This is a genomic window from Rhodococcus sp. RS1C4 (genome assembly GCF_002258225.1).
In the GTDB taxonomy this organism is placed as follows: domain Bacteria; phylum Actinomycetota; class Actinomycetes; order Mycobacteriales; family Mycobacteriaceae; genus Rhodococcoides; species Rhodococcoides fascians_E.
The window spans coordinates 240,351-267,196 of the sequence record NZ_NOXZ01000023.1 but is presented as its reverse complement, the minus strand read 5'-3'; the positions used below and the strand labels follow the sequence as shown (position 1 = coordinate 267,196).

The 26,846-nt window shown below is 64.5% G+C and carries 26 protein-coding genes and 1 tRNA gene; 8 read left to right on the top strand and 19 right to left on the bottom strand.

Going from position 1 to position 26,846, the window contains the following annotated elements; all coding sequences use genetic code 11:
* The first annotated feature begins 1 nt into the window (after position 1).
* On the top strand, positions 2-1,111 hold the full coding sequence (locus CH289_RS12045; protein WP_019662993.1) for an NDMA-dependent alcohol dehydrogenase: 1,110 nt from the start codon (positions 2-4) through the stop codon (positions 1,109-1,111).
* 76 nt (positions 1,112-1,187) lie between these two features.
* Here the strand turns inward: CH289_RS12045 and CH289_RS12040 are convergent, their stop codons facing one another.
* Genes CH289_RS12040 through CH289_RS12030 form a run of 3 tightly spaced genes read right to left on the bottom strand, consistent with a single transcriptional unit; the run spans position 1,188 to position 4,238 of the window.
* Positions 1,188-2,177, bottom strand: a complete 990-nt coding sequence (locus tag CH289_RS12040) for an ABC transporter substrate-binding protein (protein ID WP_256977162.1) — start codon at positions 2,175-2,177, stop codon at positions 1,188-1,190.
* Between the two features lie 33 nt (positions 2,178-2,210).
* Complete coding sequence (locus tag CH289_RS12035) at positions 2,211-3,416, bottom strand: acyl-CoA dehydrogenase family protein (protein ID WP_094727959.1); 1,206 nt, start codon at positions 3,414-3,416, stop codon at positions 2,211-2,213.
* Positions 3,417-3,425: 9 nt separating this feature from the next.
* Positions 3,426-4,238, bottom strand: coding sequence for an SDR family oxidoreductase (locus tag CH289_RS12030; protein ID WP_094727958.1), 813 nt, complete (start codon positions 4,236-4,238; stop codon positions 3,426-3,428).
* An 80-nt stretch (positions 4,239-4,318) separates the two neighbouring features.
* On the opposite strand from CH289_RS12030, the gene CH289_RS12025 reads away from it, so the two are divergent.
* The gene (locus CH289_RS12025) at positions 4,319-5,434 is read left to right on the top strand and encodes an NADH:flavin oxidoreductase (RefSeq protein ID WP_033190118.1); all 1,116 of its coding nucleotides are present in this window, start codon (positions 4,319-4,321) and stop codon (positions 5,432-5,434) included.
* Here CH289_RS12025 and CH289_RS12020 read toward each other — a convergent pair.
* On the bottom strand, positions 5,431-6,336 hold the full coding sequence (locus CH289_RS12020; protein WP_094727957.1) for a LysR family transcriptional regulator: 906 nt from the start codon (positions 6,334-6,336) through the stop codon (positions 5,431-5,433). The genes CH289_RS12025 and CH289_RS12020 overlap by 4 nt on opposite strands.
* Positions 6,337-6,406: 70 nt before the next feature.
* On the opposite strand from CH289_RS12020, the gene CH289_RS12015 reads away from it, so the two are divergent.
* The 3 genes from CH289_RS12015 to CH289_RS12005 are packed head-to-tail and all read left to right on the top strand — an operon-like array spanning position 6,407 to position 9,961.
* The gene (locus CH289_RS12015; protein WP_256977161.1) at positions 6,407-6,778 is read left to right on the top strand and encodes a YybH family protein; all 372 of its coding nucleotides are present in this window, start codon (positions 6,407-6,409) and stop codon (positions 6,776-6,778) included.
* 37 nt (positions 6,779-6,815) lie between these two features.
* Positions 6,816-8,486, top strand: a complete 1,671-nt coding sequence (locus tag CH289_RS12010; RefSeq protein WP_094727956.1) for a phospholipase D family protein — start codon at positions 6,816-6,818, stop codon at positions 8,484-8,486.
* A 50-nt stretch (positions 8,487-8,536) separates the two neighbouring features.
* Entirely contained in the window at positions 8,537-9,961 is a 1,425-nt protein-coding gene (locus CH289_RS12005; protein WP_094727955.1) for a GGDEF domain-containing protein, read from the top strand.
* 9 nt (positions 9,962-9,970) lie between these two features.
* Here CH289_RS12005 and CH289_RS12000 read toward each other — a convergent pair whose 3' ends face one another.
* The 3 genes from CH289_RS12000 to CH289_RS11990 form a co-directional block, all read right to left on the bottom strand.
* Positions 9,971-10,672 (bottom strand): type 1 glutamine amidotransferase domain-containing protein, encoded by a 702-nt coding sequence (locus CH289_RS12000; protein ID WP_094727954.1) that lies wholly within the window; start codon positions 10,670-10,672, stop codon positions 9,971-9,973.
* A gap of 57 nt (positions 10,673-10,729) precedes the next feature.
* Positions 10,730-12,661: a S16 family serine protease gene (locus CH289_RS11995; RefSeq protein WP_256977159.1), complete on the bottom strand. Its 1,932-nt coding sequence runs from the start codon at positions 12,659-12,661 to the stop codon at positions 10,730-10,732.
* Between the two features lie 118 nt (positions 12,662-12,779).
* The gene (locus tag CH289_RS11990; protein ID WP_020110956.1) at positions 12,780-13,757 is read right to left on the bottom strand and encodes a LacI family DNA-binding transcriptional regulator; all 978 of its coding nucleotides are present in this window, start codon (positions 13,755-13,757) and stop codon (positions 12,780-12,782) included.
* Between the two features lie 278 nt (positions 13,758-14,035).
* On the opposite strand from CH289_RS11990, the gene CH289_RS11985 reads away from it, so the two are divergent.
* Entirely contained in the window at positions 14,036-14,509 is a 474-nt protein-coding gene (locus CH289_RS11985; RefSeq protein ID WP_020110957.1) for a flavodoxin family protein, read from the top strand.
* Between the two features lie 329 nt (positions 14,510-14,838).
* Here CH289_RS11985 and CH289_RS28000 read toward each other — a convergent pair whose 3' ends face one another.
* Positions 14,839-15,042, bottom strand: a complete 204-nt coding sequence (locus tag CH289_RS28000; protein WP_143545079.1) for a helix-turn-helix domain-containing protein — start codon at positions 15,040-15,042, stop codon at positions 14,839-14,841.
* A 312-nt stretch (positions 15,043-15,354) separates the two neighbouring features.
* On the opposite strand from CH289_RS28000, the gene CH289_RS11970 reads away from it, so the two are divergent.
* Complete coding sequence (locus tag CH289_RS11970; protein ID WP_020110959.1) at positions 15,355-16,005, top strand: hypothetical protein; 651 nt, start codon at positions 15,355-15,357, stop codon at positions 16,003-16,005.
* Between the two features lie 94 nt (positions 16,006-16,099).
* Here the strand turns inward: CH289_RS11970 and CH289_RS11965 are convergent, their stop codons facing one another.
* The 7 genes from CH289_RS11965 to CH289_RS11935 all read right to left on the bottom strand — a co-directional run bounded on the left by CH289_RS11965 (position 16,100) and on the right by CH289_RS11935 (position 20,752).
* On the bottom strand, positions 16,100-16,660 hold the full coding sequence (locus CH289_RS11965) for a hypothetical protein (RefSeq protein ID WP_020110960.1): 561 nt from the start codon (positions 16,658-16,660) through the stop codon (positions 16,100-16,102).
* 5 nt (positions 16,661-16,665) lie between these two features.
* Positions 16,666-17,763: a helix-turn-helix domain-containing protein gene (locus CH289_RS11960; protein ID WP_027498666.1), complete on the bottom strand. Its 1,098-nt coding sequence runs from the start codon at positions 17,761-17,763 to the stop codon at positions 16,666-16,668.
* Between the two features lie 299 nt (positions 17,764-18,062).
* A complete protein-coding gene (locus CH289_RS11955) occupies positions 18,063-18,392 on the bottom strand; it encodes a hypothetical protein (protein ID WP_020110962.1) in 330 nt (109 codons plus the stop codon).
* Positions 18,392-19,372 (bottom strand): ADP-ribosyltransferase, encoded by a 981-nt coding sequence (locus tag CH289_RS11950; RefSeq protein ID WP_462052401.1) that lies wholly within the window; start codon positions 19,370-19,372, stop codon positions 18,392-18,394. The genes CH289_RS11955 and CH289_RS11950 overlap by 1 nt, the downstream gene beginning before the upstream one ends.
* Positions 19,261-19,653, bottom strand: coding sequence for a VG15 protein (locus tag CH289_RS29015; protein ID WP_442978526.1), 393 nt, complete (start codon positions 19,651-19,653; stop codon positions 19,261-19,263). Before CH289_RS29015 ends, CH289_RS11950 begins: the two co-directional genes overlap by 112 nt.
* A gap of 264 nt (positions 19,654-19,917) precedes the next feature.
* Positions 19,918-19,990, bottom strand: a tRNA-Thr gene (locus tag CH289_RS11940).
* A gap of 60 nt (positions 19,991-20,050) precedes the next feature.
* The gene (locus tag CH289_RS11935) at positions 20,051-20,752 is read right to left on the bottom strand and encodes an SDR family oxidoreductase (RefSeq protein WP_020110963.1); all 702 of its coding nucleotides are present in this window, start codon (positions 20,750-20,752) and stop codon (positions 20,051-20,053) included.
* An 86-nt stretch (positions 20,753-20,838) separates the two neighbouring features.
* Here CH289_RS11935 and CH289_RS11930 point away from each other — a divergent pair, with 86 nt between their 5' ends.
* Positions 20,839-21,357, top strand: coding sequence for a CGNR zinc finger domain-containing protein (locus CH289_RS11930; RefSeq protein WP_020110964.1), 519 nt, complete (start codon positions 20,839-20,841; stop codon positions 21,355-21,357).
* A gap of 9 nt (positions 21,358-21,366) precedes the next feature.
* On the opposite strand, the gene CH289_RS11925 is transcribed toward CH289_RS11930, so the two are convergent.
* The 4 genes from CH289_RS11925 to topA all read right to left on the bottom strand — a co-directional run bounded on the left by CH289_RS11925 (position 21,367) and on the right by topA (position 26,812).
* A complete protein-coding gene (locus CH289_RS11925) occupies positions 21,367-22,554 on the bottom strand; it encodes a DNA polymerase III subunit delta' (RefSeq protein WP_020110965.1) in 1,188 nt (395 codons plus the stop codon).
* A gap of 51 nt (positions 22,555-22,605) precedes the next feature.
* Positions 22,606-23,148, bottom strand: coding sequence for a DUF3558 domain-containing protein (locus CH289_RS11920; protein WP_020110966.1), 543 nt, complete (start codon positions 23,146-23,148; stop codon positions 22,606-22,608).
* Positions 23,149-23,697 carry a hypothetical protein gene (locus tag CH289_RS11915; protein ID WP_020110967.1) on the bottom strand — a complete coding sequence of 183 codons (549 nt, stop codon included), beginning with the start codon at positions 23,695-23,697 and terminating at the stop codon, positions 23,149-23,151. It abuts the gene before it with no gap.
* A 121-nt stretch (positions 23,698-23,818) separates the two neighbouring features.
* The gene (gene topA / locus CH289_RS11910) at positions 23,819-26,812 is read right to left on the bottom strand and encodes a type I DNA topoisomerase (protein ID WP_020110968.1); all 2,994 of its coding nucleotides are present in this window, start codon (positions 26,810-26,812) and stop codon (positions 23,819-23,821) included.
* Between the last annotated feature and the right edge of the window lie 34 nt (positions 26,813-26,846).

Sequence of the window (26,846 nt, the reverse complement as noted above, 5' to 3'; positions counted from 1 at the left end):
CGTGAAGACCAAAGCTGCAGTACTTTTCGAAGCACACAAGCCGTTCGAGATCCTCGAACTCGAATTGGACGGACCCGGGCCGGGCGAAGTCCTGATCAAGTACGTCGCTGCCGGCCTGTGCCACTCGGACCTCCATCTGCTCGACGGCGACCTCCCACCGCGCTTCCCGATCGTCGGTGGGCACGAAGGCTCCGGAATCATCGAGGAAGTGGGGCCCGGCGTGACCAAGGTCAAGCCCGGCGATCACGTCGTCTGTTCGTTCATCCCCAACTGCGGTACCTGTCGCTACTGTTCGACGGGCCGACAGAACCTGTGCGACATGGGCGCAACGATTCTCGAAGGCTGCATGCCCGACGGCTCATTCCGGCGTCGCGACAGCAAGGGAACCGAGTTCGGCGCGATGTGCATGCTGGGAACGTTCGCCGAGCGCGCCACGATCTCGCAACACTCCGTCGTGAAGATCGACGACTGGTTGCCCTTGGAGACAGCGGTTCTCGTCGGATGCGGCGTGCCGTCGGGCTGGGGCACCTCCGTGTACGCGGGTGGTGTGCGGGCCGGTGATTCGGTGATCATCTACGGCATCGGTGGTCTCGGCATCAACGCGGTGCAGGGCGCCGTGCACGCGGGCGCCAAGCACGTCCTCGTCGTCGACCCGCTGGAATTCAAGCGGAACCAGGCGTTGAAGTTCGGTGCGACACATGCTTTCGGCGACTACGCCAGCGCCCAGGAGAAGCTCACCGAGCTCACCTGGGGCCAGGGCGCGGATCAGGCCCTGATTCTCGTGGGCACCGTCGACGAGGAAGTGGTCCAGGCAGCGACGGCCGCCATCGGCAAGGGCGGCACCGTCGTCATCACCGGTCTCGCCGACCCCGAGGCGTTGACCGTTCACGTCTCCGGCACGGATCTGACGCTGAACCAGAAGACCATCAAGGGCACACTGTTCGGCTCCGCGAACCCTCAGTACGACATCGTCCGGCTGCTGCGCCTCTACGACGCCGGCCAGCTCAAGCTCGACGAGCTGATCACCAACACGTATTCACTCGAGCAGGTGAACGAGGGGTACCAGGATCTGCGAGACGGCAAGAACATGCGAGGGGTGATTCACCTCTAGAACCCACGTGAGTACCGCCCCCTTGTGAGGCTTGTGTAGGTCCTGACCTACATAAGTACTCACAAGGGGGAGCTAGCTAGCCGCCTACCGCCTCGAGCTGGGGACGAATCTTCTCCACCGAGTACTCGATCGACGCCTTGGACGGCAGATTGAATCCGACCACCGTGGCGTAGTCCTGCACCGAGACGCCGCCGCTCGCCACGGCGGGCAGGGAATCGAAGCCAGGCAGGGCCTGGAGGTCGGCGGCGGTTCCACCGTTGGGCAGCATGACGACCAGGTCGGCAGTGAGTTCGTTGATCCGTTCGGGACTGAAGACCAACCGGCCGCTCGTCGCCTCCGGCGAGGCTGCGAGGTCCGCAGGAACACTGAGACCGATGCTGTCGAAGACCTGCGCGGCACCGTCGTCGGGATCGACGACGGCCACGAGTTGCTGCGTGGCGACGATGTACTGGGCGAGCACCGCGGTCTTGCCGTCCAAGCCTGGGTACTCGGCGGCGATGCCGTCGGTGAAGCCTTCGCCCTCGGCGATGATCGACTGCGCGTCGTCCTCACGGTCGAAAATCTTTCCCAGCGTTTCGATCTGCCACTGCCAGCTGTCCACCGTGCTCTTCTCGGGGAAAACCGTGGGCGCGACCGCACTGAGCGACTGGTACGGCTCGGGAGATGCGATCCCCGCCACCAGAATGAGATCCGGCTGCAGTGCCGCGATCTCCTCCACGGGCGGGGTCGCGTTCATCGTGTCGACCGACGTCGAGTCGAGCATCACGGAATCCTCGGTCAGGCCCGTCTGCCAGGGGAACAGCTTCCGCTCGTCTCCCTGAGATCCTGCGGAGATGTACCCGACCGGGGAGACGTCGAACTCCGCCAGCGCGTCCACCCACTGTTGCCCGAGGGCGACGATGCGCTCAGGCGTTCCCTGTATCGTCGTCGAGCCGACGACGTGATCGATTGTCACCGTCCTGTCGTTCGACCCGGCGGAGCTACTGTCCCCCGAGTCACTGCTACAGGCCACGAGGCCCACAAGTGCCACCGAGGCAATGATCATGCGCATCGCGGTCCGCTTCATGCGCGTGAAGTTAGCACAGCCTCGCCTAAGCCTCTAGAGGTACTTCTTCAACTCCATCCGCGCGATCGACATCTTGTGCACCTCGTCGGGGCCGTCCGCCAGCCGCAGCGTCCGGATGTGGGCGTACATCATCGCGAGCGGGAAGTCGTCGGACACACCGCCGCCGCCGTGGACCTGAATGGCCCGGTCGATGATCCTCAGCGCCATCTCCGGAGCTGCCACCTTGATGGCGGCGATCTCGGTGCGTGCTTCCTTGTTGCCGACGGTGTCCATCAGGTACGCGGCCTTCAGCGTCAACAGTCGCGTCTTCTCGATGTCGATGCGAGCCTCGGCGATCCAATCCTGGATGTTGGCGCGCATCGCGATCGGCTTACCGAAGGTGACTCTCGATACCGCACGGCGGCACAGCAGTTCGAGTGCCCGCTCGGCGACGCCGATGGTCCGCATGGCGTGATGGATCCGCCCGGGGCCCAACCTGGCCTGACTGATCGCGAAACCCTCACCCGGCCCCTTCAACACGTCCTTCGACGGCACCCGCACGTCCTCGAAGAGCACCTCGGCGTGACCTTCGCGATCGACGTAGCCGAACACCGGCAGGTTCCGTACGACGGTGACACCCGGCGCATCGATGGGCACGACGAGCATCGACTGCTGACGGTGGCTGGCGGCATCCGGCTCGGTCTTGCCCATGACGATGAGAACTTTGCAGTTCTTGTGCAGCGCATTCGACGTCCACCACTTGCGGCCGTTCAGGATGTAGTCGTCGCCGTCGCGTTCCATTCGCATGGCGATGTTGGTGGCGTCGGAACTGGCGACGTCGGGTTCCGTCATCGCGAAGGCGGACCGAATAGTGCCGTCCAGCAACGGCTTCAGATACTTCTCCTTGTGCTCGTCCGTTCCGAACAGCGTGAACACTTCCATGTTGCCCGTGTCCGGCGCGTTGCAGTTGCACGCCTCGGGCGCCAACAGGCTCCGGCCCATGATCTCCGCGAGCGGGGCATACTCGAGATTGGTCAGGCCAGGCCCCCACTCCTGGTGGGGGTGGAAGAGGTTCCACAACCCGCGCGACCGGGCTTCCTTCTTCAGCTCCTCGATGATCTGGGGTTGCCCGTGCGGGTCGCCGAGCTCGCGCATCTGCTCGTCGTAGACGGACTCCGCCGGGTAGACGTGAGAGTCCATGAACTCCAACAGATCCTGCTGATACTTCCGGCCGCGCTCGGCGGTCTCGAAGAAGGACACGTCGCTCCTTTAGTTGTCTTGCCCCAGAAGGGCTTTCTGGTAGCGACGCATGCCGCGCAACCACCGGTCGTAATCGGAACCCTTGTTGCGGTACATCTCCAGCACGTTCCGGTGCGGCAGAATCAAGAACTCCTCGGCATCCATCGCAGCGAGGACGACCTCCGCGACGTCACTCGGCTCGAGCACGTCGCCCGCGGAGAGCACGGCAGCAGTAGCCGCCGCCCCGAGCGAATTACCGGATTCCTTGCCCTCGTACAGCAGCTTGGTGTTCACACCCATGGGGCACAGGCAGCTGACGCGAATGCCGCGGTCACCGTAAGTGACGTTGAGCCACTCCGAGAAACCCACGGCCGCATGCTTGGTGGTCGCGTACGTGGCAGAACCGATCTGTGTGAGCAGGCCGGCAGCCGACGCGGTACTGACGAAGTAGCCCTCGCCGCGCTCGATCCACCCGGGCACCAGAAGCTGCGCAGCGCGGATGTGCGCGCGCAGATTGACGTCGATGGACAGATCCCACTCGACTTCCGTCGCGTCGAGGCCCGGTGCGCCACTGATGCCCGCGTTGGCGAAGTAGAGGTCCACGGGACCGAAGGTGTCCTCGGCGAGAGCGATCAACGCGGTGATGTCGTCGGTTTTCGACGCGTCACCCCCGAGAGATACCGCCGAGCCAGGTTCCAGTGACTCCACCACCCGCGACGCCGACGCCGCGTCGAGATCGGACACGACGACCTTCGCGCCTTCCGCGACGAGCCGCTGGGCAAGTGCACCGCCGATCCCGCCTCCGCCTCCGGTGATCACAGCAACCTTGCCTGTTACCTTCATCACCCAGGTATATCACCTCGATATCCCCCCAGCCGAGACGAGGTGGAATACCGCTGCGCCCCGGTCGGTTCGTCTCCGACGTGACCGAAACAGCATCCGCGGGGCTATTCACTCCGTTCGAAACCAAGTCCCTGAAACTGCGTAACCGCTTCGCGATGGCGCCGATGACCCGCGCGTTCTCCCCCGGCGGAGTCCCGCGCGAGAACGTCGCCGAGTACTACCGCAGGCGGGCCGCAGGCGGAACGAGCCTCATCATCACCGAGGGCACGCTGATCCCCGACCCCGCGGCAGGCCCGGACACCCGAGTTCCCCACATCTACGGCGAGGACAGCCTCGACGGATGGAAGAGCGTCGTCGACGCCGTCCACGCCGAGGGCTCGGTGATCATCCCGCAGCTCTGGCACCTCGGCGTGCAGCGCGGAGACTCGCCGCGCCTCAACCCCGAGGTGACAACGGTCAGCCCGTCGGGCATCGCCCTGGACGGCACTCCGTTGGGCCGCGCCTTCACGAGCAGCGACCTCGACCAGCTGATCCAGTACTGGGTCGACGCAGCGGCTAACGCGAAGAGCGTCGGGTTCGACGGAGTCGAGCTGCACGGCGCGCACGGTTACCTTCTCGACGAGTTCCTGTGGCAGACAACCAATCTGCGTGACGACCGTTTCGGCGGATCCCTCGAAGCTCGTACCCGCTTCCCGGCCGAGGTGGTGGCGGCGATCCGAGCCGAGGTGGGTGACGACTTCGCGATCGTCTACCGATACTCGCAGTGGAAGGCCGATCACTACGACGCTCGGATCGCGCAGACCCCGCAGGAATTGGAGAAGATCCTCACCCCGCTGGTCGACGCCGGGGTCGACGTGCTCCACCCCTCGACCCGTCGCCACTGGATTCCCGAGTTCCCCGAGCTCGATGCAACCCGAGGACTGGCCGGGTGGACCAAGGAAATCACCGGCCTCCCGACGATCACCGTCGGCTCGGTCGGGTTGGACAAGGAGTTCGGCAGCGCCTGGGGTCCGGACGGTGCGTCGGGAACGACCGATCTGACGCCGCTGTTCGAGCAGTTCGAGCGGGGCGAATTCGACATCGTCGCCGTCGGCCGTGCCCTGCTCGCCGACGCCGAGTGGGTGAACAAGGTCGAGTCCGGCCGATTGAACGAGCGCATCGCCTTCACCCGCGATCACATCACCGAACTCGTCTAGCACCTATGTGAGTGGTTGTGTAGGCCCTGGCCTACACAACCACTCACATAGGTGGCGAGCTTTCTCACCGCCGTGCTCGCCTTGGGCGACCAGGTCAGGGCGAGAACAGCGTCGGCAGGCACGTCCGAGATCGGTACCGGGACCAATCGATCCTCGAAATCCGTTGCCATGGAACGACTCAGGATGGCAACGCCCAAACCTCTGGCCGCCAAGTCGGCGACAGCTCCCGGCGCACTGGCGGCCAACGCGACGTCCGCGGTGATATCCGCTGCGGCACAGGCGTCGTCGAACACGGATCTGATTCCGGTACCCACCGGCAGGCACACCACCCAGTGGGCGCACACCTCGCCGAGTGTCACCGCCGATGCCGACGCCAACGGATGCCCGGGCGGTACACACGCCGCCAGTCCTTCCGTGATCATGACCAGCGATTCGAGCCCCTCGGGCGGACCGTGAGCGGTGCCGACGAGGGCGACGTCGAGCGCGCCCGACCGGACGCGCGCGATCAACTCGTCTGAATTTGCCTCCGCCAACGTGATGTCCACGCCCGGGTACGCGGAGTGGAACGCAGCCAAGGCGTCGAACAGCGGTGTGACGGTGCATGCGGTGACCATTCCGACGGCGACCTTCCCGCGCACGAGGGAGAGCACCTCGTCGACGGAATGGCGAAGGGCTGCAGATGATTCCAGTGCGCGGCGCGCGTGTACCAGGGCAGCTGTCCCTGCTACCGTCAACCGCGCCACCCTGCTGCTGCGGTCGATCAGCTCGGCCCCGACCTCCTTCTCCAGCGCTTTGATCTGGGCACTGATGCCGGACTGGCTGATGTTCACCCGCTCGGCCGCACGGGTGAAGTTGGCTTCCTCCGCGACGGCGACGAAGTACTCGAGCTGCCTCAGTTCCATAAGCTGTAATTCTAGCTTTCATCACAACTATCTGTTGGACTTCTCGTACCGGTGTGATGACGATGGAACCATGACTAACAATGCAACGACCGACAAAGCAATGACACCGGAAGACATCACCCGCCTGTTCGTCGAGCGATCCAACGCAGGAGACGCCGACGGTGTCGCGGCGCTCTACGCCGACAACGCCGTCATGGCCTACCCCGCCGGACAGACGACGACAGGCCGAGCCGCAATACGTGAACTGTGGGCGTCGGTGCTCGCGCACGGGCCTCGTTTCGAACTGGAGGAGGGACTGCCGACGCTGGTGTACGGCGACATCGCGCTCACCTCGACGGCACCGAAGGACAATGCAGGCGCCCGCGCCCAGGTCGTGCAGCGTCAACCGGACGGTTCGTGGCTGCGCATCATCGATCAGCCGGAGTTCGACCCGACCTCGTGACACGCCCCGTCGGACTGCTCTGACAGTATTTCCCCTCGTGATACCGCAGCCGCTACGCCGAACGATCGACGCGCTCGCTCGGCGACTCGGCCGCAGTAGTGCCGCACTGAACGAGCAGGTCCAGAAGTTCGACTCCGAACACCCTTGGTTCCTCAGCTCCGAGGAGCGCGGCAACCCCGACACCCGCATCGCGGCCTGGACGGACGGCAACCGGGTCACCCCGCTCGTGCACGGCAAACCCTATTTCGCGGCTCTGGCGAGCGCGCTGGACGCCGCGGGCGAGGGCGACCTGGTGCTGTTCACCGATTGGCGCGGTGACCCGGAACAGCTGTTGACCGACGACACGACCGTCGAGGACGCGCTCGCGTCGGTTGCGCAGCGCGGCGGCATCGTCAAGGGCATGGTGTGGCGCTCGCACATCGAGACCCTCGGCTTCACCGGTCCCAAGAACCGGAAGTTGGCGTTGCGTCTCGAGGAGGCGGGCGGCGAGGTGATTCTCGACCAGCGGGTCCTGACGCTGGGAAGTCATCACCAGAAGTTCGTCGTCGTCCGGTATCAGGATCCCGACACGGTCGACCTCGCGTTCGTCGGTGGTATCGATCTCGCGCGTGCCCGACGCGACGACGCCGATCATTTCGGCGACCCCGTGAGCCGGCCGTTCCCGCCCGAGTACGGCGAACTTCCCGCGTGGCACGACATGCAGGTGCAGGTGCAGGGGCCCGCGGTCCGCGACATCGAGCACGTCTTCCGTGAACGGTGGGAGGATCCGGCCGCGTTGTCCCGCCTGCCGTGGCACGCCATCCCCGACATTCTCCGCGGCGTCACCCGTGAGGTGTCGGAACTGCCGGAGCAGCACGACGCACCCGCAGCCGCGGGCACCTGCAGCGTCCAACTTCTCCGCACGTATCCGCGCAGACGCCCGGCGTATCCGTTCGCGACTCAGGGTGAGTTCAGCGCGGCCCGCGCGTACGCGAAGGTTCTGCGGCGCGCCCGCGAACTGGTCTACGTCGAGGATCAGTACCTGTGGTCGGTGGACGTGGCGCGGGTGTTCGCCGCCGCTTTGCGACGCTCACAGGATCTGCGCCTGGTCATCGTCGTCCCGAAGCATCTCGACGACGACAGTGCCATCACCATTCCGTCGGCTCTGCTCGGCCACTCCGCGGCACTCGACGTGATCCGCGATGCGGGTGGTGACCGCGTGCTCGTCCTCGACCTCGAGAACGATCGCGGCATCCCGGTCTACGTGCATTCGAAGGTGTGCATCGTCGACGACGTGTGGGCCGCCGTCGGTTCCGACAACTTCAACCGGCGGTCGTGGACTCACGACTCCGAACTGACGGCCGCGATCGTCGACGACGAACGCGACGTTCGTGAACCCGTCGACCCGGCCGGTCTCGGCGACGGAGCACGGGTGTTCGCGCGCGAACTACGGCTGGAACTCATCCGCGAGCACCTGGGCCGCGCGCCGGGCGACGACGAAGGCCTCGTCGATCCCGCGTCGTTCTTCGACGCGGTGAGCAGCAGCGCGGCGCGTCTCGACGCCTGGCACACGGCACCGTCGGCGTCGCCGCGCCCGTCGGGCAGACTTCGCCGCCATGAAATCGACGTGCCTCCGCAGTGGCAGCAACGGCTGGCGGCGGTCGCGTATCGCCTGTTCGTCGATCCCGACGGCAGGCCCCTCGGTATGAGGTTCCGCCGCCGTTTCTGACACACTGAACATTCAACTTCCCTACGAATCGTTCAGAAACGGGCATTTCGATGGATTTGCAGCGCGTCAGCTCACGTGTCGGCAGCGCTGCCGACGTGACTCGTCGCGCAGCACTCGTCGGCGCAGTGGTGTTTCTCGCCTGTCTGTTCGGGATCGCAACTCGCCTTCCGGGCACGCTGGCCGTGTTCTGGCCCGCCAACGCCCTGCTGCTGGGCATACTGCTTCGCTCACCGCGCCTCGCAACGCCCGCCACCTGGGTCAGTGCGACGCTCGGCTACATTGCCGCCGACACGGTGACCGGTAGTCCACTGTTCTCCAACCTCGTCCTCAACCTGTGCAACGTCGCAGGCGTCGCGGCGGGGTTCCTGGTCTTCCGTCTCATCGGCCAGCAACGCCCCTGGTTGACGCGTGTCCAGTCGCTTGCGTTGGTGGCCGCGGTCATTCTCGTCGCGTCCTCCGTCGCCGGTGTCGCGGGCGGATTCGCGAACTCGGCCATCGAGTCGACACCGTGGCAGAGCGGATGGGCGCGCTGGTTCTCCGGAGAGTTCCTCAACTACATGGCGGTCATGCCTGCGGTTCTCACCGCGCCCACGAGGGCGGACCTCCGTCGATTCCGTCGGCGCGGCGAGGTCGTCGCACTCGCGCGGCGGGTCGCCCCAGCCGCTGCGTTGCTGGTGCTCTGCCTGATCCTCGTGTGGGCGGTCGGAGGCTCGGGCGCGATCACGTTCGCCATGCCCGCTCTCGTCGTGGCCGCGTTGACGACGGGGGTCTTCGTCACATCGCTGTTCATCTGGACGACGACGATGTGGATGCTCGTCCTCACCGCCGACGGGCACATGGGGGTCCCGGACCTCGGCGCGATGCCGGTGGAACTGTCGGTGAGCATCGGATTGTCGTTCCTCGCGATCGCCCCGATCGCCGTGGCCTGCGTGACCAACGAGCGGCGCGCAGCCATCACCGCGTTACGCCACGCCGTCGCTCACGACGACCTGACCGGCGCCCTACGCCGGGACGAGTTCTTCCGTCGCGCACACCGTTTGACCCGCGACGCCGCCGACGGTGTTGCCACGGTCCTGATGATGGACCTCGATCACTTCAAGGCCCTCAACGACACGTACGGGCACAGCGCGGGCGACGGTGCTCTCGAGCGATTCGCCGACGACGTCCGGTCTCACCTCGGCCGCCGTCACCTGTTCGCGCGGCTCGGCGGAGAAGAATTCGCGGTGTTCTGCACCGACGTCTCCGAGCTCGACGCCTACGCCATCGCAGACACCATTCGCATCGGCCAGTTCCAGCGTGCGACAGAGCACTTCGCCGGTCACGGCGTGACCGTCAGCATCGGACTCGCGCACGGATCCGACAGTCTCGAGATGCTCTTCGACGCTGCCGACCGGGCGCTGTACGACGCGAAGCGACAGGGCCGCAATCGCATCGTCACAGCAACACCCGCGAGCGACGTTCACCGGTCGAGCTGACGGACACTGTCAGGACAGAGCTTGAACCACTCTGTCCGCCAACGGTTTCGTCGACGCCGGATTCTGCCCGGTGTAGAGCGTGCGGTCGACGACGACGTGCGGCGACCACGGATCGGAGCTCTCGAACCGTGCGCCGAGCTCCTTCAACCTGGATTCGAGAAGCCACGGCGCCTTGTCCGCCAGACCTGCCTGGGTTTCCTCCTCGTCGGTGAAACCGGTCAGCTGATAGCCGTCGAACACCCATCCCCCGTCCGACGTCGTGGCAGGCAGCAGGGCAGCGGGTGCGTGGCACACTGCCGACACGATCTTGCCCGTGCTCAGGAAATCGGTCACGAGCGCACCGAAACTCGTCGACACCGCGAGGTCCTCCATCGGCCCGTGGCCTCCCGGCACGAAGATTGCATCGAAGTCCGATGCCCGCTGGTCCTCGAGCGAGGCAGGGTTCTGCAGTATCGACTCGATCGAGTCCAAGTATTTCTTCTGGTCGGCGACCTTCGCCTCGTCGCCTCCGTTGGCGTCGACCGCAAGCGATCCCTCGTCGACGACGGGCGCCTTGCCACCCGGCGTCGCGACGACGACATCCCAGCCGGCGTCGACGAACGTGCGGTGAGATTCGACGAGTTCCTCGGCCCAGAAGCCCGTCGGATGCTTGGTTCCGTCGTTCAGGGTCCAGTGGTCGGCGGCGGTCACAGCGAACAATAGTTTCGTCATGCGCCCTGGCATGCCCGCTGGCGCTACTTCCGAATCAGTCGCGCACTCCGGTCATCGTCACTTACCAGGTGAGGACAGGTACGTCATGAGCCTCGTCGTCACGTACCCGCTGTTGTAGGCGCCGAGGGCGTTGAACTGCTCCAGCGGGGTGCCCGCACGCCTGACGCCTGCGCTTTCGAACTGCCCGACGGTGATGACCGGTTGTGTACCGCCGGCCTGCAGTGCCGCGATGTCGGAGGACAACTGCGCGCGGGCGAGGTCGAAAGCGTTCGACAGCGCGTTCTCGTACATGAACCCGGTGACGCGGAGGTTGTCGTCGGTGATCGCGTTGTTGTAGTACTTCTCGACCAGTTGCTGTTTGCGGACGTAGTTGCTGACGCCGTAACCGATGGTCGCGTACTGCCCGTTGGGTTTTCCCTCTCCGAGATACTTCTCGATCGCGGGCTGCGCGTTCCGTTGGTGCACGGCTGCCGCGACGTCGATGTCCATGTAGGACAGCTGGCCGATCACCGAATCCAGTGAGCGCCCCGTACGATCCGCCACCTGGGCGGGCATTCCGGTCCGAAACGCGGCGAGGTTGGCGTCGGCGCCGCGGCGGAAGAAGTCGCCGACCTGAGCGAGGTCGACGCCCGAGTCGATGTCGGCGCCAGGATTGTCGCGGCCGACCTCCCACACGGCTTTCGTACCTGCCAGTTGTGCTTTCGCTGCTTCGAGAAAGATCAACGGGGTCGAGAGATAGTCGACGAACTCGACGATATCGATGGGTTGTGTGTCGATCCGGCCGTCGATCGCCTCGATCTCGCTTGCGGCGTAGTCGAAGATCGTCAGCGCGTCGAAGGCGCCCGCGTACGCGTTGACCACTGCTTCGGCGTCGGGCAAGGTCTTGGGTTCGAACGTGGCGATGGAATCGAGAAACGAGAAGAACGCGGCTTCCGCCGGACCGGTGTTGGTAGCCTGCACAACAAATGCGCCCAGACCCGCCGGACCCTGAGAGACCAACGGTGTCAACGAGTTACCCACCGAATACGACGCTTCCATGACGGCCGCAGCTTCTAGCGCGGTGACCAACGCGCCGGCTATCGACCCTTGCCGATGCAGATCTCGAGCCCGGTCGGCGGCCTTCGCAGCAGTCTCCGGGAGCCCGGTGTTCATCATCGTCCGAAGGATGTTCACGTCGAGCGTGTCCAGCATCGTCAGCGCATTGTCGTACCGGCCAATCGCGGCGGTGTACTGCGCATCGACCTTGTCGTACGCCCGGTTGTCGAGCCGCGTGTCCGGTTCCAGCCTCGGTGCCTCCAACTCGGAGCCGGTGAGCAGCCCGTACGCCTCGTAGATATCACCGACCTCGACGACGTTCACTCCGGCTCGGTCCCCGATCCGCACGACATCGACACTGTCTCCGTTGCGGTCGGTGCTGTTGCGTTGCCCGAGTGGGATCAGCACCGTGTCGTACCCGGCGGCGCCCGCGGCCTGCACCTTCTCGGGGATGCCGCCGACAGGACCGATGGTGCCCGTTGCGTTGATCGTTCCGGTCATCGTCGCGGTGTCGGAGATCTGTTCGTCGCGCTGCAACGCGATGAGCGCCGCGGTCTTCAACGCGCCCGCGCTGGGACCGTCGATCTGCCCGCCGATCTCGAACTCGAAGCGACCGGACATCGGCTGCGACATGATCAACGTCGAAACGATCGCGGCGTTCCACGACGCCGCCCTCGAGGCGTCGCCCAGGCCGGAGACCTCGTCCTCGGAGAAGTCGACGCGAAACGACGAGTCCGTGGTCGCCGACCTCGTGACGATTTCCTCACCGACTCCACCGTCGCCGCTTCCGGTGGTGAAGAGCGGCGCGATGGTCATCGACCTGCTCTCCGTCGATACCGCACCCATCCCCTCGGACAGTGCCGTCCCCTGCGTCGTCGATGCGCAGCCGACCGCGAGTACCGCGGCCACCCCCACGGCGACCGACCTGGTCGCGAGAACTCTCCGTCTTGCCATGACAACCCTCCCCGAACACACCGAATCGGACAAAAAGAACAATCGCCCGTTCAATGTAGGAGATGGCAGCCCGTCAGGCCATGAGTAGATCCACTCGAGCAGACTGGGTAGAAACCGATCAGGCCGGGTCTCGCCGCGGGGGTGCCGTCGTCCTTCGCCGGACGAGCTCCGGCGCCAGCACCACATCGCGCGCAGTCTCACCCGCTATGCGCGCGAGCGCTTCCTGCACCGCAGCCTCGGCGAGCGCGGCCACATCCTGAGAGATCGACGTCAGCTGGATGTGGGCAATGCGCGCCAAGCGAGAATCGTCGTATCCGACGACCGAGACGTCCCCCGGTACGTCGACACCGCGACGGAGCAGGTGATCCAGTACTCCGGTGGCGGAGTTGTCGTTGAACGCCACCACGGCCGTCGGAGGATCGGACGAGTCGAGCAGCTGCCGCATTCCCTGTGCGCCTTCGGTTTCGGTGATACCACCCTCGACGATGGGGGCCGGCAGACCGTGCCTTGTCATGGCGTCGGTGAAGCCTTGGCGCCTGTCCTGCGCGCCCGCCGAACTGCCACCGTCGATGTGGGCGATTCGCTTGTGTCCCAATGAAATCAGATGCTCCACCGCCGAACCGACACCGGCCACATCGTCACCGCGCACCGATCCGATACCGTCGACGCCGCTGGTGCGCAGCAACGTCACGACCGGCACCGCACGGTCGACCGAACCGAGTTCGGTTGCATCCATTCGCGACCCGAGCAGCAGCGCTGCTTCGCATCGCTCGTGCACGAGCGTCTTCACCGCACTGGCCTCGTCCCGAGTGGGCGCGACTGCACCGAGCATCACGTCGTACCCGGCGCGTTCGGCAACGCCGTAGATCTGCTCGACGAGATCGCCGTGGAACGGCTGCTGAAGATCGAACGTGACCCCCAACAGGCGGGAGCTGGTCTGACGAAGTTTCTGCGCACGACGGTCCGGGACGTAACCGATCTCGTCGGCGATCGACTTGATCCGCGCACGAGTCTCCTCCGAAGCCCCCTCCACTCCCCGCATGACGATCGAGACGAGCGCAGGTGACACCCCGGCAGCTTTCGCCACATCGGCCATGGTCGGTCGAGCCACAGAAGTCCCTTTCCGTCGTTTTCGCCTCGAGAGCAACAGTAGACAGAACGCCTCCCCGACGCCCATTCGAACATATGCACTAACAGGCTGTGGACAAACCTGTGGAAATCTCGAGGACCAACCTGTCCGATCTGTGGATGGCGTGTGGATGAACGTGCGCCAGCGACAGGTTTTCACTGCTCAGGGGCTGTGTATGCGAATTACACGCCTGTGAGTAAACGAGGCCGGTCGGCTGTGGATCGACCGTCGCTAAGCTCGGAGGCATGAGCGAACCGATCCTCGTCTGCGCATCCGTCTCCCACGGAAACACCAGACAGGTCGCCGACGCCATCGCCGGGGTCCTCGGCGCCGCGGTGATCTCACCCGAATCGGCCGATCCCGCCGGCCGCGACCTCGACGGGCACGACCTCGTCGGCTTCGGATCAGGCATCTACTACGGCTCGTTCCACTCCGACCTGGTTGCCTACATCGAGGCACTACCACCCCAGGACGGCAAACCCGCGTTCCTCTTCGCCACCAGCGGCCTCGCCGAATCCCGCTGGCTCCGCTTCTCCGCATCACTCGTCGAACGGCTCGAACACAAAGGCTTCGACGTCGTCGGAGGTTTCTCCTGCCGCGGATTCGACACATTCATGCCGTTCAAGCTCGTCGGTGGCATCCGACGCGGGCGACCGAACAGCACCGACCTCGCCTCCGCCCGCGCCTTCGCCGAGCACCTGCTCGACAACGCTCGATGAGACCCCGCCCCGCACGACAAAACCCCTCCCCAACTGACATTGGGAAGGGGTTTCGCTCTTACGAGCCGCCTAAGAGAATCGAACTCTTGACCTTTTCAATACGGACCAACCTGTTAGACAGTCCATCTGGTGCCGCAGGTTACGAACAGCCCAGGTCAGGCGCTGTACCGCTTGTGTGCATTCCAAGCGTTCTCGCCTAGTGCGCACAGTTACCGTTCCCTTAAAGTGCCCCTAGGGATCATTTTTCAGACCCAACCCTTCTTGGTGTTGTCACCAAAAAGGGTGCCCGCTGGTGAGCCCCGTTTTCGCGGCCAACCGTGAATATGGGGTCAGCGTCGGCGGCGTTCGGGCATCTGAGGGCAACCGCGGACAATCCAGTCCTCGACGTCCTTCGGCATGAAGAACATTTTCTGTCCGCGCCCACGGTTCGGCTGGCACTTGAGTGCCCCGGTGTTGGCAGCGTCACGGACCCAGTTCTCGCCGTGGCGGGAGACCTCCGAAACTTCTTTCGTGGTCATGGGGCGCTCGATCACCGACACCACGGTAATACCGAACCCCTGCACGGTGCTCGACAGACCAGTGGCGCGCCCGAATGTAAGGTCGGTCCATTCGGTCGACCGACTGCCGCCCTGCCTCCGGGCACGTACCTTCGCTGGCATGGATGAACTGCAAGATCAGAAGTGCGCTGTCGATGGATGCGTGGCACCCGCCACTCGGCAGGACGAGGTGCTCGGTAAGCACCTCCGCATTGGCGGTATAGATCTGCCGAAGGCCACAGTTCGTGTATCCGCTTGGCTCTGCGCGGGGCATGACCTCAACGACACCGGCAGAATCCACCTCGAACTATGACGAGTCCGGATGACACGCGCCGCTTCTTCGACCGAGTCCAGCAGTTCGAGGATGCCGCGTTCTGGCCATCGAAGACGATTGAGCGTCTGATCCTCCAGGTGCTAGGCGGATGGTCGAACCTTGTCGAGCAGGTGCGGTGGCAGCGCTACCACGCGGCCGGAGTCGAGAACCAGGGCGAAATCGTGCACCCAAATGCCGAACAGCTCGGCAAGACCCTGAAGAACATTGCGCGCGACGCAGGGATTCGTGCACCCGGTGCGGAGATGAAGTCCGCGGCGGCCACTGTCCGCGACGTGCGCAACGACCTCGCGCACATGCTCTACCTGGAGGAGATCGAGGGCGAGTCCCCTCACCGGACTGTGAATTACGTCCGCGTCGACGGCATGGAGTTCGCAGACGAGAAGTGGTCGGCCCAGAAGCGCCGACGCGTAGCGGTCACCGAGGACAGATTACGCGAGGCGCTGGCCGCAACGAAGTGGCTGATGGATTGCGTATCGGCGCTCGATTACGTGGGGCAGATCCTCGACGAGTTCCCCGACGACGCGCCTTTGCCTGGTGGCGTGGAACACCTGCCGTGGTGGTTCGACGACTGGGGCGACAAGCGGACTGCCCAGCTGACCGTAGGCGATATGCGGGCCGCACGGTAGGCGATTAGCCCGCTGAGCCGTCGAACCACGGACTTCAGCTCCGTGCATCAACCCCGGCGTCGAACACCCGAGGTTGCGCATAGTGCATTGGTGGTTACTCGGTCACTGGTGCCGGAGGCATCCCCGCCCATTGCCTAAGCTCACCGACACTCGACGGCCGTGGCCCCCCTCTTTTGTGATTGCCGAGAAGATCCAAATGGTCGAGCATCTCCTCGCACTGGACCCACTTCAGTCGAGTAACGGCGGCCAGTAATTTCCATGTCGACACCACCTTGATGTTGAGCTGACCGGCGAGGTTGCGAGCTCCACCATCATCGGTCAGGAGCAAATCCGAGGCGTACCTATTTTCCATCACGGCAAGAGTCTCGGCTTCTCCAAAGTGGGCCGTTCGTTCATCACCGGGAGCCGACAGTTGCTCGCGCAGAATGAGGGCACGAATCCGCTCGGCTTGGGTGGGGACTAGTGGTGAGCCTAGGATCCGCGGAACGTCGTCGAGTGCCGACAGCTCGGGCCTGATGGAGGAACGAATGCACTCGGTCTCGATCGATGCGCACCATCGGCCTTTCCCGTTCAAAACTCGCTCTAATAGGTCGAGGCGATCGATCAGACCAAAGTTCACGAGCACTGTGTTATCCGCAAAGAACAACTGAGCCACGTTGGTCAGATTCCCAGCGCTGAGTGCAGATCGGCGTCGGAGATATCCTCGACCCGCTTTGGCAGATCCTCCTCGAAAGTTCTTGGGTCTACCGAGAGCATCCACGCCAACGTTTCTGGACCCAGCCTTCCGGCGTCGACAGCGTCGTGATGAGCTTCACGTAAGCGGCTAGGGAACGTACGCGTAGCGGACGCATCCATTCGCCATGCGACTTGGTCGGGAACCTTGCTTGCGTCTCTCCAATGGCTAGCGAGAAGGCGCTGCGTCTTCAGCTGCAACAGCTCCTCAACGCGCTCGGGAACTTCAATCTTCAAGAACTTCAGACGGTTCAGAAGAGCTGCCGTTGAGATACCCAGATCCCAGACCTGATCTGCAATCTCGGGAGGGGTAATCGTAGCCCAGTCCAAAGCACGGATTTCGTCGGCGGGCATGAGTAACTCAGCGGCAAAAGCATTGGCGGACTTCTCATTCCGGTGGTACGAACCAGTACGTGAACTTTCGTCAAGGTGACCGAGGGCTAGGTGTCCTAGCTCGTGCGCAATGGCCCAATTCTCGTGGAACCAGTTCGGTGTTGCTTGCAACGCTATGACGCGGTGGGGCCCGAAAGTCAACGAGTACGTAGTGGACACTGACGGCGTTCTCACTACGTCGATACGTAGTTCCGCTTCAACACGCCCGACGAAGTATCGAACGAAGTCTTCTCCAAGCGCCTCTCGCACCGCCCCGGGCGTACTGGGCAACTGCGGCCCGGCGAAATCCTCTTCCGCCGCGAACACCTGCCGGTAGGCCAACGTGATGTTGTCGAGTTCGAGTTGGTCGCGCGATTGCCCCGGATTGCTCCACCGACCGTCGGTGTACAGATGACGTGCCGCGACAGCTACACGGTTTGGATCGGGCGCACCGGTGATAAGCCAATGCAGATCGGCACCGAGCACTTCGGCGACATCGGCAAGCTCTACCGAGGAGAATGAACGCGATCCGTTGACCGAGCGCGAGAACGCGTCAGGAGTCATTCCGACCCGCGCGGCTACTTCCTTGTGGGTCGGCGCAGGGTCGAGTGACTGAATAGACTCGCGAACCCGAGGTCCAATCTCGCCGCTCATACGACCCAGCATACCCAGGGTGTTGGCAAAATCCCAATATCTGAGGTATAGGAGGTCACCGAAACTGCACGCCCGGCGTTCCAGCACCATCAAACCGAAGCCACGCGTCGACGAAGATGATACCGAAATCGACTGGTTCGTGGGGATACGAGAAGCCCGCAGGTACCCGTTCCATGGGTGTCCTGCGGGCTGCCGTTTCGACGCTGAGGGGTTGCAGGCAGTAGGGCCCACCCCGCTCATGCATTCCGCTCACCGGTCAATTCACCTTCACCCCGGCCGCGGTGAGTTTGACGCCGAAATCAGGGAGCGACCTGGTCAGACCAACCGCCGAGGTCACCGGTCGTCACCGGTGGGTTGCCATGCTTGGCGACCAGGGTGTCGATTGCTGTGGTTGCGGCGATTCCTCGGCGGCAGGCGTCGATGAGTCGATACCGCGTGGCGTTTGCGGCGTCGTTGTCCGTGGTCGCCTTGGTGGACGCAAGTTGTAGCGCGTTCTTGTCGTCGGTCCGCAGCACTCCGAGCCCATTGAGGGTTGCCCATCTGCCGGTGCCCGCTCGCTTGCCGTCGTAGAAGCGTTGATCGCCGATCGGCTTGGCGCCGATGTCCGAGGAGTCCTCCAAGCTGCCCATCAGTTGACCTCCCTCAACTTCGCGTCCTGCCCGACCAGTCGTCCGAGTAGCACCGGTCGACCATCATCTCCGATCATCGTCCCGTAAATCTCATAGTCGATGCCACGCCACACGATTAACTCGTTCTCGTCAGGACCGTACGCAGCGAGTCCGCGCACATTCCGATCAGACGATGAGACATACAGCGCTTTGGTGCCCGCTGGCACGTCCAGGCGCAACTCGATCTGATCGTCGCCGATCGGCAAAGTCAGGCGAGACTGCATCGTGGTGGATAGGTGCGCTTCATCGCGGAATCGACGACCGACCACCGATGCCAGGTCCGCTGCATCGACGATGCCGAACACGCTGGCGTCCACGTCACGCGAGACCGTGATCGCGGTCGGCACGCGCGGGGCATTCTCGATCGCCGCATCGAGTCCACGAATCGCGTCAACTGCTCGCATGGATCCGACGTGTGTGTCGCCGAAGTCGATGCCATCGCGTAGGCCGGGGTTGGTGAACAGGTAACCCGGTCCTGTGTACGTCCGACCTGCGTCCACCGTCTCCTGGTCGAGCGATCCGGCATAGTCGTGCCAGACGTCACGGCCATAGCTGCGACCCTCGGCCTCGGTGAACGTGCGGACCGTAATGGGCGTTGGTACGTCAGTCTTTTCGGCCGCCAACCACGCCGCAACTTCGTCGGCCGACTTCTCATCGGCTGTCGATGCTGCTGCCTTAATTGATGGGTGCTCGAGTTCGTCCATCTTCGCGAGAACTGCCCCCGTGTCGATGGGGCCGCCGTCTGCTGTCGCCCGAACGGCTTGCTGGTACTGCTCCTCCCATTGGTCGACGTAGTCCGGGGGCGTGTAGACCTGGCCGGGCCTGACCGCTACTGCGGTGCATCGGCAGTGATCGTAGTACTGATCTCTACGAGACCACGGGCGGTGGTAGCCGACTCCTTGGACGCATACACCTCGGCGCGGGTCGTGAGCATCCGACAAAAGGCACACGAACCAGCCTGCGCGTGACGTGCCCAGGTCGCTCCAGATTCCTTCTCGGCGTTCTCACCGATGGTTTGGCGTGCCGAACCGAATATGGCGCGAGACGTGAACCCAGCCATGCGAGTCAGTGCCGCATCACCATTGGCACGTAGGGACCACGAGGTTGATGCTTCGAGTTGCTCGATCGGGGCCAGCTCGGCCGGTGTCGCCAGGTACGAAAGACTGGGAGCAGCATCCTCGCACCACTGTGGCGACGTCACCGGCCGCAGCGGCGTACGCATCGACGAGCTCAGGGACGCCTTGGATCATCACCTCGCGGAACCGAGATGAACTGAATTCGCCCGCGACGCATTGCGCCACAGGTCGCTGATGTTCTGCGTAGCAGACAGATGAAGCAATACATCGAGCGCGCAGCGATGGCACCGGACGCCAGCGGAGTACTCGACAAGCTGGCTCCTCGCTGAAACCGTGCCGTAAACGTGCCCTGGGTACCAAAAAGGGCAGGACCGAGGCTGTAGAAACTGCCTCCGACCTGCCCTATTGCGAGCCGCCTAAGAGAATCGAACTCTTGACCTTTTCATTACGAGTGAAATGCTCTACCGACTGAGCTAAGGCGGCGTGCCTTTCGGCGTTGGTGAGTCTAACGGAGCATCAGCCCGAAACTGAAATCGACTCCCCTCAGGCCCCTGCTGGGATGGCGAGACCCTCGACCGGGCCGGCGAGAACGGACTTGAAGTACCTGGTCACGTCGTCGGCGAGTACCTCGGTGTCCCCGTTCGCGACGCCGTCGACGATGGCTTTCGCCACATCCTTCGGATCGTTCTTCGGAACGTCCAGTTCCGCGATCATGTCCGTGTCGGTGTAACCCAGATGCACTCCCGTCACGAGGGTTCCCTGCGGGCCGAGTTCGACTCGAAGCGAGTTGGTCGCCGACCACAGTGCGGCCTTCGACGCGCCGTACGCTCCGGCGCCACCCACCCAGGACAGAACCGAATGCACGTCGACGAGTGCACCGCCGCCGTTGCTCGCGAGAATCGGCGCGAAGGACTGCGCGACCCGCACGGCACCGAAGAAGTTGGTCTCGAACACGGTCCGCACGTCCTCGAGTGTCGATCCCAGCAACGGACCCGATCCCGGGGCGCCTGCATTGTTGACGACGATGGTGACATCGGTCAGCTCCCGAGCCAGTTCCGCGACGGATTCCGGGTCGGTGACATCGAGCGGCTTCGCGACGACGCGCGGATCATCCGTCGGCTTGGGCGTCCTGGCCGTCGCGTAGATCTTCGCCGCGCCGCGCGCCAGGAACTCGTCGACGATCGATTTGCCCAGCCCACGCTGCCCACCGGTCACCACTACGACCGCGCCTTCGATTGCCACCATCGGACTCACCCTTCGACATATCTGAAATGCTTTTGACTATGTCAGTAGTACTTGCCCGGATCGACATAGTCAAATACTGTTTAGTTATGTCATCGACGCCGACGCCGACGGAGCGCTTCCGCCTCGACCCCGCCCCCGACGGCCTCGCTCACGTCCAGAACCTGCTCAACACCCGAGCCATCGACGCAAAAGGACTCCCGGACCTGCTCGCCGACGGCGCGGTGGCATCCGCGGCGATGGGGCACGACCTCAGCGATGCCGACGCCGCGGCACTACGCGAACTGCGGACGACGATCGAACTCCTCATCGCAGGCACGCCCCCGGAAACGGCGCCCGCCGACGCCGTCCTCACCCTCGACGCGTCGGGAACCGTCCAGTTGGGACCGTCTGGAACCGGCCACGAGTACGTGACGTCGCGCATCTGGGCCGAGGTTCTGCTGGCTCAACGCGCGGACACCTGGCGGCGACTCAAGCGTTGCAGGAACGAACCGTGCGGCTCTGCGTTCTACGACCGTTCCCGCAACAACAGCGGCGTCTGGCACGACGTCAAGACCTGCGGGAACATCGCGAATCTTCGGGCTTCGCGGGCGCGGCGGAGGGCCTGATCTCACGCCTCAGCGCAGCGCTGCACCCAATTGCGCGACCATGGCGTAGACGGCGAACTTGGGCTTGGAGTTAAGCGCTAAGGCTTCACGGCATTCGAGGATTGCCTCGATGCTCTTCAACAGAGCCTCCGGCGATGCACCCCTGGCCATACGTTCGATCTGTTCCGACATGTCCGGATGGTTGAGCACAGCGGTGGATCCGTAGGAGCGGGTCAACGCATCGCGATACAACCCGGCGAGGTCGATCAGAGCTCGGTCGAAAGCGTCTCGAAGATTACGGGTACGACGCGATTTCTGCCGCGCCTCGAGCTCCTTGATGACGCCTGCAGACCCCCGCAGCGCGCCCGCCGCGCCCTTACCGGTGCCGCCTGCGCCGAGCGCGGTGCGCAGCTCTTCCATCTCCACGTCGTCGAGGGCGGCACTGATCTCCGCGGCTTCGGTCTCCGCAGCCTTCACCATCTCCTCGGCCGCGAGATAGGCCTGATTGGGCCGCGCTGCAGCCGACGCGAGGCCGAGGGCCCGCTTGCGCCTGGCACGAGCGTCCTCGTCTTTCGCCAGTCGCCGTGCGCGGCCCACGTGTCCACCGCTGATCGACGCCGCCCACTGGGCCGTCTCCGCATCGAGCTTGTCGCGGGTCTGCAGAACCTGCGCGATCGCCGGCGTCGTGGGCGTCACGAGATGCACATGGCGGCAGCGCGAGCGGAGGGTGACGGACATGTCCTCCGGATCGGTCGACGGCGCACACAGCAACATGACCGTCCGCTCCGGCGGCTCCTCGACGACCTTCAGCAACGCGTTGGCGGCCGCCTCGCTGAGCCGATCCGCATCTTCGATGACGACGATCTGCCAGCGCCCGGTGCTGGGCCGACGCGCAGCGATCTGCACGATCTCCCGCATCTCCTTGACGCTGATGCTCAAGCCCTGCGGGATGATCCGTCGGACATCGCCGTGGGTGCCGGCCATCGTCGTGGTGCACGGATGGCAGGTACCGCAGCCCGGTGACCCCTCCGTGGTGCATTGCAGGGCCGCCGCGAAACACAGAGCAGCGATGGATCGACCGGACCCGGGAGGGCCGGTGAACAACCAGGAGTGCGTCATCGCGGACCCCGAGTCCCCGGTACGAGCGCCGACGGCCGCGGCGGTCAGCTCTGCTTCCACGTCCTCTTGGCCGATCAGCCGATCGAAAACTCCCGCCATGCCAGCGAGCCTAGTCGCTCGGTGCGACACGAACGCCTCGCGCCCGGCGCATCACGCAGGCGGCGGCAGGTGTGGCAGCACCACGCGCAAAACGTCGATCGAGCCGGCACGCACCTCCTCGGCGGACGAAACACCGAGTCGATTCGCGCTCAGCATCACGGCACCCGACGCCGTCATCGTCTGAGTGGTGTACGTGTCGCCGTCGAGCAGGAAGGCGTAGGTGGTGTACCCGCCGTCGGTCAGCGTACGAACCTCGGTGGTCGAGGGGCTCGTGTACGGGTCGGGAAGCGTCGACGTGTCCTCGAACACCAGAACCGACACCGCGATACGGTCGTTCCCCCAGATACACCCGAGCTCTCCGACCGCAGTGGGTCGAGCCTCCGCCAGATCGAGATCGCTCAGCAGCGCATCCGGCAAGGCGCAGGGGTCGAATTCCGGAGACGGTTCGACGGAAGTCGTTGTCACGTACTCTGTTTCGGATACATCGAGGACCTCGTCCGACGCCGTGGCCGTCCCGCCGACACCGGAACCGCACGCCGCGACGGACAACACGAACGCACTTGTCAGCATGGCCAGCGCTGCCGATCGTCGCATCTAGATGTCCTCCAGGATCAGTGTCGTCGCGACCTTCAGCCGTATACAGAAGGAATCGAAATCCGTTTCCGCGAGCGTGAACTGCACTGTTCGGCCATCGATCTCGGCCAACGAGATGCACTTGTTTCCCTCGAACACGAAATTGTCCACCATCTGACCGTCCGCCTCGAACTCGCTCAACTCGGTGACTCCGGGTGTGGTCGCGAGCCGAGTCCGGTCGACGCCTTCGCTGTACCCGACCGAGAAACGCCCGGACTGGCCCGTCCAGCTACACCCGTCCACCCCCGGCAACGGTTCCTTGGTTGCCGGATCCACGCCCGCGTAGATACTCAGCTGCAGATCCTCGAGGACACACGGATCGAAGGACGACGGGGTCGCCGACGGGACCGCTGCCGGGGACGGCGACGGCGCCTGCCCGCCCGTAGACCCACCAGCGGCAAGACCTTGCCCGTGCCATGCATCCTGGCCGACAGCTCTGCCGGGCGAGGTCCGAGCACATGCGACCACCGACAACAACACGCACAGCAGGACTACCAGTTTCTTCCCCACACCCACTTGGACGCACCGAGGCCGCAGTTGGTTCCGTCGCCCACCCTCATCGCTCGAAAGGTTCGTTCATACGAGCAGATGGAGGCGAGCAGACCGACAGGCACCCCATCGTTCGAAGCGATCAGGAGTCCGCTGGGGGAGCTTTCTTCGCTGCAGTTTTCTTCGCCGGTGTCTTCTTGGCAGGCGTTTTCTTGGCAGCAGTTTTCTTGGCTGCGGCTTTCTTCGCCGGGGTCTTCTTGGCTGCGGTCTTGGTAGCAGCCTTCTTGGTAGCAGCCTTTTTGGTTGCCTTCTTCTTCACGGGCCCGCGGGCACGCCTGTCCGCCAACAGCTCCGAGGCGCGATCGTCGGTGATGGTGGCAACGTCGTCGTCCTTGCGGAGGCTCGCGTTGGTCTCGCCGTCGGTGACGTAGGGACCGAAACGGCCGTCCTTGATCACCATCGGCTTCTCGCTGACCGGGTCGGTGCCGAGCTCACGCAGAGGTGGCTTCGCTTCACCTTGCCGTCCGCGTCGCTTCGGCTCGGAGTAGATCTTCAGCGCCTCGTCCAAGGTGACGGTGAAGAGCTGCTCCTCGTCGGTCAGCGACCGAGAGTCCGTGCCCTTCTTCAGGTACGGGCCGTAGCGACCGTTCTGGGCGGTGATCTCTTCCTTCGATTCCGGATCGACGCCGACGACTCGAGGCAACGACAGAACCTTGAGGGCGTCCTCGAGCGTGATGGTCGCCAGATCCATCGACTTCAGCAGAGAACCGGTGCGGGGCTTGGGTCCGGCGGCCTTCTTCGCCGCCTTCTTGGCCGGAGCCTTCTTCGCCGCAGCTTTCTTCACTGCGGTCTTGGTGCCACCTCCACCGTCCGAGTCCTGTGGAATCGGCACGATGTCCGGCTCGGGAGGAGTCGGTTCCGGCTCCGGCTCGGGCAGGATCTCGGTGACGTACGGACCGAAACGCCCTTCCTTGGCAACGATTTCGTGACCCGTCAGCGGGTCGGCACCGAGCTTGCGGCCTTCCTGCGGGGTCGCGAACAGTTTTTCCGCGAAGTCGATGGTCAACTCGTCCGGCGGCAGATCGTCGGGCAGGTTGGCGCGCTGCGAGATCGGATCCCCATCGGGATCGTCGTCGTTCTTCACCATTCGCTCGAGGTACGGGCCGTAGCGCCCGACGCGTACATGGATCTCGCGGCCCTGATCGTCGTCGAACAACCTGATGGAGTTGATGACGCGAGCGTCGATGTCCTCGAGGTTGGTGCCGACCATCTTCTTCAGGCCACCGGACCTCGCGACGGAGCCCTCGGCCCCGGTGTCCCCACCGAAGTAGAAGCTCGTCAACCAGTCGCCGCGGCGCTCACGACCACCGGCGATGGCGTCGAGGTCGTCCTCCATGCCCGCCGTGAAATCGAAGTCGACGAGGCGGCCGAAGTGAGCCTCCAGCAGCGCGACCACCGAGAACGCCACCCACGACGGCACGAGTGCGCTGCCGCGTTTGTAGACGTATCCGCGGTCGAGGATTGTCTTGATGATCGACGCGTACGTCGACGGCCGGCCGATACCCAGCTCTTCGAGGGTCTTGATGAGCGACGCCTCGGTGTACCGAGCGGGTGGGTTGGTGGTGTGGCCGTCCGGATCGAGCTGGGTCGCGGTGACCGCGGCGCCTTCCTTCAGCGCAGGGAGCCGAGACTCGGCGTCGTCGGACTGACCGCCTGCCTCGTCGTCGACGCTCTCCACGTAGGCCTTCAGGAAGCCCGCGAAGGTGATGGTACGGCCGGACGACGAGAACGTGCACTGTTCGCCGGTGCCCGCGGTACCGGTGATGCGCAGCGTCAGCGTCGTGCCCCGCACGTCGGCCATCTGAGAAGCGACGGTCCGCTGCCAGATCAGCTCGTACAACCGGAACTCGTCGGTCTGCAGCGCGGAGTGCAACTGGCCAGGCGTCTGGAACACATCGCCTGCAGGCCTGATTGCCTCGTGCGCCTCCTGGGCGTTCTTGACCTTGCGCGTGTACTGACGCGGCGACGGATGCACGTACTCCGCACCGTACAGCTCGGTCGCCTGCGACCTGGCCGCCGAGATAGCCGACTCCGACAGCGTCGTCGAGTCGGTACGCATGTAGGTGATGTAGCCGTTCTCGTACAACCGCTGCGCGACGCGCATGGTGCGCTCGGAGGAGAACCGCAGCTTGCGGCCTGCTTCCTGCTGCAGCGTCGACGTCATGAACGGCGGGTACGGCTTACGGGTGTACGGCTTGTCCTCGGCGGACGCGACGGTGAGGTCCACGCCCTGAAGGGCCTCGGCGAGGCGTCGGGCACGCGGTTCGTCCAGAACGGTGACACCGTCGGACTTCAGCTTTCCGTCGGCACCGAAATCACGACCCGCAGCCACGCGAGAACCGTCGACGTTGACCAGCCGCGCGCCGAAACTACGCGGCGACGCCTCTGCCCCGGCATCGAGGGTGGCCGAGATGTCCCAGTACTCGGCGCTCCGGAACGCCATTCGGTCGCGCTCGCGCTGAACGATGATCCGGGTGGCGACGGACTGCACACGGCCCGCCGACAGCTTCGGCATGACCTTCTTCCACAGCACCGGCGACACTTCGTAGCCGTAGAGCCGGTCGAGGATGCGCCTGGTTTCCTGCGCGTCGACCAGATCCTGGTCCAGCTCACGGGTATCGGCAGCGGCCGCGAGGATGGCCGGCTTGGTGATCTCGTGGAAGACCATGCGTCGAACAGGGATCTTGGGATTCAGGGTCTCGAGGAGATGCCAGGCGATGGCCTCACCCTCGCGGTCGGGGTCGGTGGCGAGGAAGAGTTCGTCGGCGTCCTTGAGCAGGCTCTTGAGCTCGGCGACCTTGCCCTTCTTCTCCGGCGAGACGACGTAGAGGGCCTCGAAATCGTGGTCGACGTCCACGCCGAGGCGGGCCCACGGCTCACCCTTGTACTTCGCGGGGACGTCCGCGGCACCGCGTGGAAGGTCACGGATGTGGCCGACCGACGCCTCGACCACGTAGTTGCTCCCCAGGTAGGGGGCGATCTTCTTGGCCTTGGTCGGAGACTCCACGATGACAAGGCGGCGCGGCTGGGCACCGCCGGTGGTGGTATCCCCCGTGCCGTTCTTGCGTGTTGCCACCTTGCTGCCGAACCTTCCTCGTTGCGTCCTGTAG